This is a genomic window from Alienimonas chondri, assembly GCF_013036045.1.
GTDB lineage: Bacteria > Planctomycetota > Planctomycetia > Planctomycetales > Planctomycetaceae > Alienimonas > Alienimonas chondri.
Genome location: NZ_WTPX01000181.1, coordinates 1 through 8499 on the forward strand (window position 1 = coordinate 1; position 8499 = coordinate 8499).

6 protein-coding genes are annotated in these 8499 nt (G+C 70.1%); 4 read left to right on the forward strand and 2 right to left on the reverse strand.

Going from position 1 to position 8499, the window contains the following annotated elements:
- From LzC2_RS21915 to LzC2_RS18815, 3 genes are all read left to right on the forward strand, one after another.
- The coding region (locus LzC2_RS21915) for a hypothetical protein (RefSeq protein ID WP_206678797.1) at window positions 1-255 on the forward strand (255 nt) is incomplete at its 5' end.
- Window positions 248-1591 carry a 3-phosphoshikimate 1-carboxyvinyltransferase gene (aroA, locus tag LzC2_RS18810; RefSeq protein ID WP_315854751.1) on the forward strand — a complete coding sequence of 448 codons (1344 nt, stop codon included), beginning with the start codon at window positions 248-250 and terminating at the stop codon, window positions 1589-1591. The genes LzC2_RS21915 and aroA, both read left to right, overlap by 8 nt.
- A 121-nt stretch (window positions 1592-1712) precedes the next feature.
- Window positions 1713-3167: a transcription antitermination factor NusB gene (locus LzC2_RS18815; RefSeq protein WP_171189573.1), complete on the forward strand. Its 1455-nt coding sequence runs from the start codon at window positions 1713-1715 to the stop codon at window positions 3165-3167.
- A 65-nt stretch (window positions 3168-3232) separates the two neighbouring features.
- Here the strand turns inward: LzC2_RS18815 and LzC2_RS18820 are convergent, their stop codons facing one another.
- Together LzC2_RS18820 and LzC2_RS18825 are read right to left on the reverse strand one after the other, a co-directional pair.
- Window positions 3233-3601 carry a hypothetical protein gene (locus LzC2_RS18820; protein WP_171189574.1) on the reverse strand — a complete coding sequence of 123 codons (369 nt, stop codon included), beginning with the start codon at window positions 3599-3601 and terminating at the stop codon, window positions 3233-3235.
- Complete coding sequence (locus tag LzC2_RS18825) at window positions 3598-3954, reverse strand: hypothetical protein (RefSeq protein ID WP_171189575.1); 357 nt, start codon at window positions 3952-3954, stop codon at window positions 3598-3600. The genes LzC2_RS18820 and LzC2_RS18825 overlap by 4 nt, the downstream gene beginning before the upstream one ends.
- Window positions 3955-4645: 691 nt before the next feature.
- Between LzC2_RS18825 and LzC2_RS18830 the strand changes: the two genes are divergently transcribed.
- On the forward strand, window positions 4646-8499 hold a 3854-nt coding region (locus LzC2_RS18830), incomplete at its 3' end, for a hypothetical protein (protein ID WP_171189576.1).

Genomic DNA, 8499 nt, shown 5'->3' on the forward strand with positions numbered 1-8499 from the left:
GGGCGCCCCGGGCAAAGCGCCGGGTCGCGGGCGAACTGTGGACGCTCGGCGAACGCGGCGCCGGGGTCGCCCGGACCGACTGGGAAAGATGTGCGGACCGCCGACCGCCGCGTCGTTTCCGAGCGGAAGACCGTCGTCGCCCAGACGAACCTCGCCCGATCGCCGATCCCGGGACGATTCGACTCAAGTCGGTGGGCCGCCGGTCGGGTGGACAGCGGATCGGGACTGGTGCGGTTAGCATGGGACCGTGCTTGATTCGCTCCCGGACCCGCTGCCGATCACCCCCGTCGACGGACCGCTGCGCGGCGTCGTGAGACCGCCGGGCAGCAAGAGCCTGACGAACCGGGCGCTCGCCGTGGCGGCGCTGGCGGAGGGGACCTCGCACCTCACCGGCGTGCTCGACAGCGACGACACCCGCGTAATGCTTCGGGCGTTGCAAACGCTGGGTCTGGCCGTCGAGCACGACCCCGACGCCGCGACCGTGAGCGTCACCGGCTGCGGCGGCGTGCTCCCTGCGACCGAAGCGGATCTGTTCTGCGAGAACAGCGGGACGAGCATCCGGTTCCTCACCGCCCTGATCGCCGCGGCCGGCCGCGGGACGTACCGCCTCGACGGCGTCGCCCGGATGCGGGAACGGCCGATCGGCGACCTCGCCGATGCGTTGAACGCGCTCGGGGCGAACGTGACGTGCGATCTGGGCACCGGCTGCCCGCCATTGACCGTAAAGACGGGGGGGCTGAACGGCGGGGTCGCGACGGTGGAGAGCGGGGCGAGCAGTCAGTTCCTCAGCGCGTTGCTGATGGCCGCCCCGGCGGCCCGCGAACCAGTCGCCCTGCGGGTGCCGGGGGAGTTGGTCTCCGTGCCGTACGTCAGGATGACGCGGGGCGTGCTGGAGACGTTCGGTGTGGACCTGATTGAGGCGGACTCGACGTTCTGTCTCTCCCCGCAGACGCCGGCAGCGACCGATTACGCCGTCGAACCGGACGCCAGCGCCGCGAGCTACTGGTTCGCCGCCGCGGCGATCACCGGCGGGCGGATTACGGTCGAGGGACTCGGCGCCGACAGCGTGCAGGGGGATATGGATTTCCTGTGGGTCTTGGAGGCGATGGGCTGCGAGGTGACCATCGAAGAGGACAGCGCCACCGTCACCGGTCCGACGGGCGGGCGGCTCAAGGGCGGGCAGACGTTCGACATGGGGCCGATCTCCGACACCGCTCAGACCGCCGCGGCCGTCGCGGTGTTCGCCGACGGGCCGACGACCGTCACCGGCATCGCCCACGCCCGGCACAAGGAGACCGACCGCGTCGCCGCCGTGGTGACCGAACTGCGGAAGCTCGGGCAGACCTGCGAGGAGCACGCCGACGGCTTCACGATTTACCCCGCCCCAGTCACGCCGGCGACGGTCCACACCTACGACGACCACCGCATGGCGATGAGCTTCGCCCTGATCGGCCTGCGGGCGCCCGGCGTGCAAATCGCCGACCCGGGCTGCGTGGCGAAGACCTACCCGCGGTTCTGGGAGGATTTCGAACGCCTAAGCCGGACGCATGCGTCCGGCTTAGGCGCCGGGGATGAAGAGGTGACGTCGTGAGACCGGAGCGCAAGCTCCGGCCGTGCGTCCCGGACTGTTCGGCCCATCCATTTGACGGCGGCTGCGCCGACGTCCGGAGCTTGCGCTCCGGTCTCACGAACCTTGAACGAGACGCCGTCCGATGAGCGGTTCCCCCCGGGCGCTGGCCCACGAAATTCTGCTCGAACAGGCGGAGACGCAGACGTTCGCCCAGGATCTGCTGGATCGACGGTGGGCGGCGTACGACGTTCCGCCGATCGACCGACGGCTGATCTCCGATCTCGTGTTCGGCACGGTGCGGCGGCGGGCGACGCTGGATGCGGTTCTGGAGGCGCACCTCAACCGACCGCTGCGGGAGGTCGAACCAGGGCTGCGCACCCTGCTGCGATTGGGCGCCTATCAGCTCACGCTGACCAGCGGCATCCCCCCGCACGCGGCCGTGCATGAGACGGTGGAGGTCGCTGAGTTGGTCGACGCCCCCCGCTGGACCGGCCTGACGAACGGCGTGCTGCGGAACCTCGCCCGCTCCCTCTATCCCGTGAACGACGAACCGATCCCCGCGACCGGCCCGGCCGCGGACGTCGTCCCGCTGCCCGGCGGCGCGTGGCGTAAGGTCGGCCGTCGCGTGTTCCCCGATCCGGCCGACGATCCGACCGGCTACTTCGCCGCGGCGTTCGCCTTCCCCCGCTGGCTGGCTCGCCGCTGGTCGGAGCGGCTCGAACCGGCGGACCTGTGGGCGCTCGGTTTTCACTTCGACACCCCGCCGATCCCCACGTTGCGGGCCAATGCGTTGCAGGGCGATCGCGACTCGCTGCTGTCCGCGCTGGCGGATGCGGGGATCGAAGCGACCGCGGGCGCACGAGCGCACTCGATCGTCCTGGCGGAAGGGGCGAACGTGGTGACGCTGCCCGGCTTTGCCGAGGGGCGGTTCAGCGTGCAGGACGAAACGGCCCAGCAGGCCGCCGAGTTGCTCGCTCCGCAGCCGGGCGAACGCATCCTCGATCTGTGCGCCGCCCCCGGGACGAAGACGACGCATCTGGCGGAACTCTCCGGCGACGCCGCGGCGATCTTCGCGGCGGACGTCAGCAGCAATCGGCTCTCGCGGGTGACGGCAAACGCCCAGCGGTTGGGCCTGTCTTCCATCCGCACCCGAGCCACCGCGGCCGATGCGTCGGACCTCCCCGGCCTCCCCGCTTCGCCGTCGCCGACAGGCGGCGCGCCCCCGAACGAGCATTCCGGCTGGGACGACGGCCCGTTCGACGCGGCGCTGGTGGACGTGCCGTGCAGCAACACCGGCGTGCTGGGCAAACGACCGGAGGCCCGCTGGCGCATCAAATCCAGCGATCTGCCGTTGTTTGCGGAGAGCCAACAGCGGTTGCTCGCCGCGGCGCTGGAGCGCATCAAGCCGGGCGGGCGGTGCCTGTATTCGACGTGCAGTATTGAAGAGGAGGAGAACGCCGGCGTGGTCTCCGCGGTCCTGGCGGAGGAGCGTTTCGCGGACTGGCGGGTCGTCCGCAGCGTCGCCCACCTCCCCGGCCGACCGAGCGACGGCGGCTTTCAGGCGTTGCTGGTACGGGACGCCGGCAAGCCGGAGTGACGTCGGCGAGCCGGGGGGTTCATCCCCCCGGACCGGTGAGCAAAGCGAACCGACCGTCGCCCGGTTCACGCGTGGTCCGGGGGGACGAGCCCCCCGGCTCGCTGAGCTTCAAAATCAAACATTGCCTCTTTCGCCCGCCACGCGCGCAGCAGACCGATCAGCAGCAACACCTGAGCGGCGACGAAGGCGCTGAACGAGCCAAGGATCATCGCCCCGCCGACGAGCTCCGGGACGTCGTTCAAGATGTCCGGCCCGTCGGTGATGTTGTTGTAGGAGGAGACGATCGGAATCGCCGTCCCCGCGATTCCGCACGGGCCTGAGGCGGCGATCCACCACCGTCCCGGTCCCCGTCCAAGGAACCCGACGACGAGGAACGCCGCGTAGCTCAGCGCCAAGAGGCTCATGAACGTCAGCATGCCGGCGTCATGGCTCATGAGGAAGCCTCCTCGACGTCATGCGGATGAGGGGCGGGGTCGGGCGGCGATCGCGTGGCCCGGACCGCGGCGAAGACCGCCAGCCACAGACCGAGCAACCAGAACCCGCCCATCGCCAGTTGCAGCCACGGCCCCTGCGTGAACTTTTGGGTCGCGGCGGGGGCGACCTGCTCGGCGACGATCGTGACCAGTATGGCCACGGGGAACATCAACCCGATCCCGGCGGAGATCGCGGCGAGGGCGCCCCCGGGCGTGCCCCAGCGCCAGCGGCGGAGTCCGGCGGTCATCAGGGCGGCCGTCGCGGCGAGCCACAGCAGGAACACGGCCGGCATGATGAGTTCGAAGGCCAGCATTCGCACAGGTTAGCCCCGCTTTGCCGCCGCCGACAGACGGCACGAACCGCTCTCGACGCGCGTCGCCTGTCAGCGACGGCGAAGCGGGGGGCGGTTCGGAGCGAGCGCGGGGAGCGATCTGGAAGAATCTGCCGGAAACTTTGCGCCCGGACCGAATGCGGCTTGAGCCGAACTGGAATCGTTCCGATTGAACAGGAGACGACCCGGTGCGCCGGTTCTGCCGACTGTTTCGGCAAGACCGTCGTGACGGGTCGCGGAGCGGCTCCGGCCGGTCGCCTTTCGAGTCATGTCAGCGTCGCACGGGCCTTCACGGACCATGCGGGTTGACCGGATTCGCCCGGGCGACCTACGACCGAAGCCTCTCCCCCGCCGTGCCCCGCGTTCCCGCTTTGCGGAGACGTTGTGTGCGTCGGGATCGCTCTCCGTTCCCGTTTCACGTTCGTTTTCGAGCCGTTCCCGCCGGATGGCGCGTCCGCACGACGCGGCCGCTCTCCGGCACTCGCCCCTTCCGGCCGACCACTCACCCACCGCATCGCCGCCCCGCCCGGGCCGCACTTCGCTCTTTGCCCTGTGATTGCAGGGGGAAGGACGGGGTCGCCAGGGCTTCGGCGGAGGCGGCGCGGCGGGCCGCCCGGGGCGCGGCGCTTCCCTGTCAGTCCCTGACACGTTTCCCCACAAGGAGGTTGGACCGTTGGCCAGACGCATCGGACTCCTCGCCGGATCCACAGCGGCGGTGATCGCCGGACTGTGGCTGGCGAACGCCAAGCCACTCGCGGAGCAAGCCACCGCGGCGGTCGATACCGCCGCGAGCGCTTCCGCGTCAGAACAACTCGCTGCGGGCCTTTTGCTGATGGAGCGCGGCGAGTACGCCGCCGCCCAGACGCGGCTGGCCTACGCCGCCAAGGGCGACGCAAAGCTCTCGCGTGAGCAGCAGCTCAAACTGGGCGACGCGCTGCGTCGCCTCGGCGACGTCGACCCGTTCGCCGCCCACAACGACAACGGCGCCGAAACCGCCGAACTCTTCTTCGCCGAAGCTCAAGCCGCCGCCAAGCGGGGCGAGACCGACGCGGCCCGCAAGCTGGCCACCGCCGCTGCCGCGTTCGGCACGGACTGGGCGGACGGCGAAGGCCCGGACGCCCTGCTGGCGGCCCTCGGCCCGGCGCCCGTCGCGAACTCGACCGAAGGAGAGATCCTCCCGGACGAGTTCGCCGCGATGGACTTCGGCAGCCTCGGCGGCAACGCCGTGACGGCCGCCCCGGCGACCGACGGCTGGGGCAGCGCCCCGGCCTCCCCGAACAGCGTCGAAGGCGGATCCGCCAAGGCCGCGGCGATGAAGCTGCTGGCCCAGGCCCGCGTCGAGCTGAACGCCGGCCGTTACGAAGACGCCCGCAGCCTCGCCCTTGAGGCGTGGGAACTGCACGCCGACTGGGATCTGTTCGCCGCGGACAGCCCGGACCGGATCCTCAGCGAAGTCGCTGCGAAGACCAAGACGGTGACCTTCACCCCGAAGACCGCCGCCAAGCCGCAGCCGACCGAAGAGGAACTGGCCCGCGGCGCCGCGGAGGACGCCCTGTTCGCCGCCCGCGACGCGATCGCCGACGGGGCGTTCGATCAGGCCGAAGCGTACCTCGGCGCCGCCGAGTCCGCCGGCGTGGCGTGGGGCGTGCTGAAGGACTCCCCGGAGACGGTTCGCGCCGAACTGGCCGCCGCTCGTCAGTCCGCCGGTTCCGGCGCCCCGACGAACGCCGTCAGCAACGCCGCGTTCAACATGGACTTCGACGCCACCTTCGGCGTCACCCCGACCTCCGCTCAGGCGCCGGCCGACCCATTCTCGGTCGACCAGCTTTCGGAAAGCGACGTGCCCGCGGCGATCTCCACCTCCGCCGCGGACAGCCCGTTCGCCGCTCCCCCGGTCGATCCCTTCGCCGCGCCGAACGCCGACGTCGCGTTGGCCGCTCCGGAAAGCGACGACGCCCCGACCGGCCCGACCGCCCGTCAGCTGTACGACGACGGCATGACCGCGTTGAAGGCCGGCGATCGCGCTCAGGCGTTGGAAGCGTTCCTCGCCTGTCATGAAGCCAAGAAGGCCGGCTCCCCGCTGGACGCCTTCCGGGCGGAGCAGATGCAGACCTTCCTCGTCTCGCTGGCTCCGGCCGGCGGGATGCAGGTTCCCGGCGCCCAAGGCGCCGTCACCCCGGCTGCGGCCGTCAACCAGGATCTGTCCGTCCGCGACGCCTCCGGTCAGACCCCGGCCCAGCGGCTGGAGCTGTCCGGTCAGGCGGAGAACATTCGCTTCGACAAGCTTCGCGGCGAAGTGTTGAACGCCATCTTCCGGGCCGAGCGCCTGAAGGAAGCGGACAACGTCGACGAGGCCCGCGCCGTGCTGGAACGCACCAAGCAGTCCGTCGAGATCGCCGAACTGCGGGACGACCTGAAGGCTCCGATGCTGCGGCACATCGCCAACAGCAGCGCCGCGGTCGAGGGCTACGCCCGCCAGATGGCGCCGAAGCTGGAACTGGAAGCTCGGAACCAGTCCGTCCGCGATGAAATCGCCGTGGAGCAGTCCCGCAAGATCCGCATCGAGCAGGAGATGGCCGTTCTGGTCGATCGCTTCAACGATCAGCTGCGGAACCGGGAGTATGTCGAGGCGCTGGCCACGGCCAAGCAGGCTCGCGCCATCGACCCGGACCTCCCGGAAGCGGAGTTGATGGTCTGGAAGGCGAAGTTCGCCCACCGCGAAGCCCGCGGTAAGGAGATCGCCGAGGCCAAGGAAGAAGGATTCGTCGCGGTGATGACCTCGGTCGACGAGGCGAGCATCCCGTTCGACGACGACTTCGCGTTCCCCAAGAACTGGGGCGACGTGACCGCCCGCCGCGGCATGCGGTACGGCGCCGACGGCACGGTGAAGACGAACAGCCCGCAGGAGAAGATGATCGCCGCCGCGATGGAGCGGCCGGTCAGCCTGCACTTCGAGGACGCCCCGTTGGCCGAGGTGCTCGCCCACCTGAGCACCCTGGCGGACATCAACATCGTCGCCGACCCGGCCGACGTGGAAGCCGTCGGCGCCGGCATCGACATGCCGATCACGATCAACGTCGAGGGCATCCGCCTGAAGAGCGCGTTGAACCTGATCCTGGAGCCGCTGGACCTCGGCCACGTCATCTCCGACGACGTGCTGAAGGTCACCAACCGCAACCGGATGGGCGGCGAGATGATCACCAAGCCGTACGCGGTGACGGATCTGGTGATCGCGATCGAGAACTTCGGCGGTCCCTCCCCCGGCATCGATCCGATGCTGCAACAGGGCGGCCAGGCCGGTCTGAACAGCGGCTTCGGTCCGGCCGGGCTGGGCGTGGGCAACTTCAGCGTCCCCGCCGTGGGCGGCGCCCTGCCGAACACGGACCTCGCCGGCGCCCTCGTGGACCCGACGACCGGCGGTCGCATCCGCACCAGCGTCAGCGGCGACGGTCGCCGGATGCGGTTCGAGGAACTTTCCGAGCTGATCCGCACCACCGTGGAGCCGGAAAGCTGGGAGATGCTGGGCGGTCGCGGGACGTTGCAGACCAGTGAAACCACCCTCGCCCTGGTCGTTCGCCAGACGCAGGCCGTGCACGAGCAGATCAGCGAACTGCTGACTCAGCTGCGTCGTCTGCAGGACCTGCAGGTGGCGGTCGAGGTGCGATTCATCACGGTGACCGACGAGTTCTTCGAGCGGATCGGCATCGACTTCGACTTCGACGTGCAGGACGAACTGGGCGCCGGCCCGATCGACGCCAGCCCCTTCGGGGGGATCGATACGCTCTCCCCGGCGGAAGCCGGCACCGCGCCGGACCCGTTCACGCCGGGCAACGCCCCGTTCTTCCCGAACTTCCAGCTGCCGGTGCTTCCGCCGCTGCAGGAGGGCGGAGCGACCCCGTTCATCAACGCGACCGGTACCGGCGCCGATGTGTTCGATCCCGCTCCGGGCCGCGACCTGCGGGACCGCGACGACTACGGCGACGGCGTCGTCGTCGGCCTGTCCGGCGACCCGGCGACCGGAACCCGTTCCATCAGCACGGACCTGGACGTGCCCTTCCAGCAGGGCAGCTTCGGCGTCGGCGTGCCGGACTTCGTCGCCGGCGACTTGAACCTGGGGATGAACGTCGGCTTCGCGATCCTGAGCGACATCGAAGCCTTCTTCTTCATCAACGCGGTTCAGAGCGACAGCCGGAACAACCTGATGTTCGCCCCGAAGGTGACCCTGTACAACGGTCAACAGGCCTTCGTGCAGAACAGCTCCCAGCTGGCCTTCGTGGCCTCGCTGACGCCGATCGTCGGGATTAACGCCGTCGCCTATCAGCCGGACGTCCAGCTGATTCAGGAAGGCATCACGATGTCCGTCACCGCGGTCATCAGCGCCGACCGCCGCTTCGTGCGGCTGACGGTCAGCCCGCAGTTCACCAACGTGATCGACATCTTCAGCTTCACCTTCGCCGGCGATGCCGCCGGGGTCGGCGGAGCGGGCGGCGTGGCCGGCGTGGCCGGCGCCGGCCACGCCGCCCGCTC

Excerpts from the sequence above, each read along its gene's own strand:
- LzC2_RS18815 (WP_171189573.1), top strand. The coding sequence starts at position 1,713 with ATGAGCGGTTCCCCCCGGGCGCTGGCCCACGAAATTCTGCTCGAACAG.
- LzC2_RS18820 (WP_171189574.1), bottom strand. The coding sequence starts at position 3,601 with ATGAGCCATGACGCCGGCATGCTGACGTTCATGAGCCTCTTGGCGCTG.
- LzC2_RS18825 (WP_171189575.1), bottom strand. The coding sequence starts at position 3,954 with ATGCTGGCCTTCGAACTCATCATGCCGGCCGTGTTCCTGCTGTGGCTC.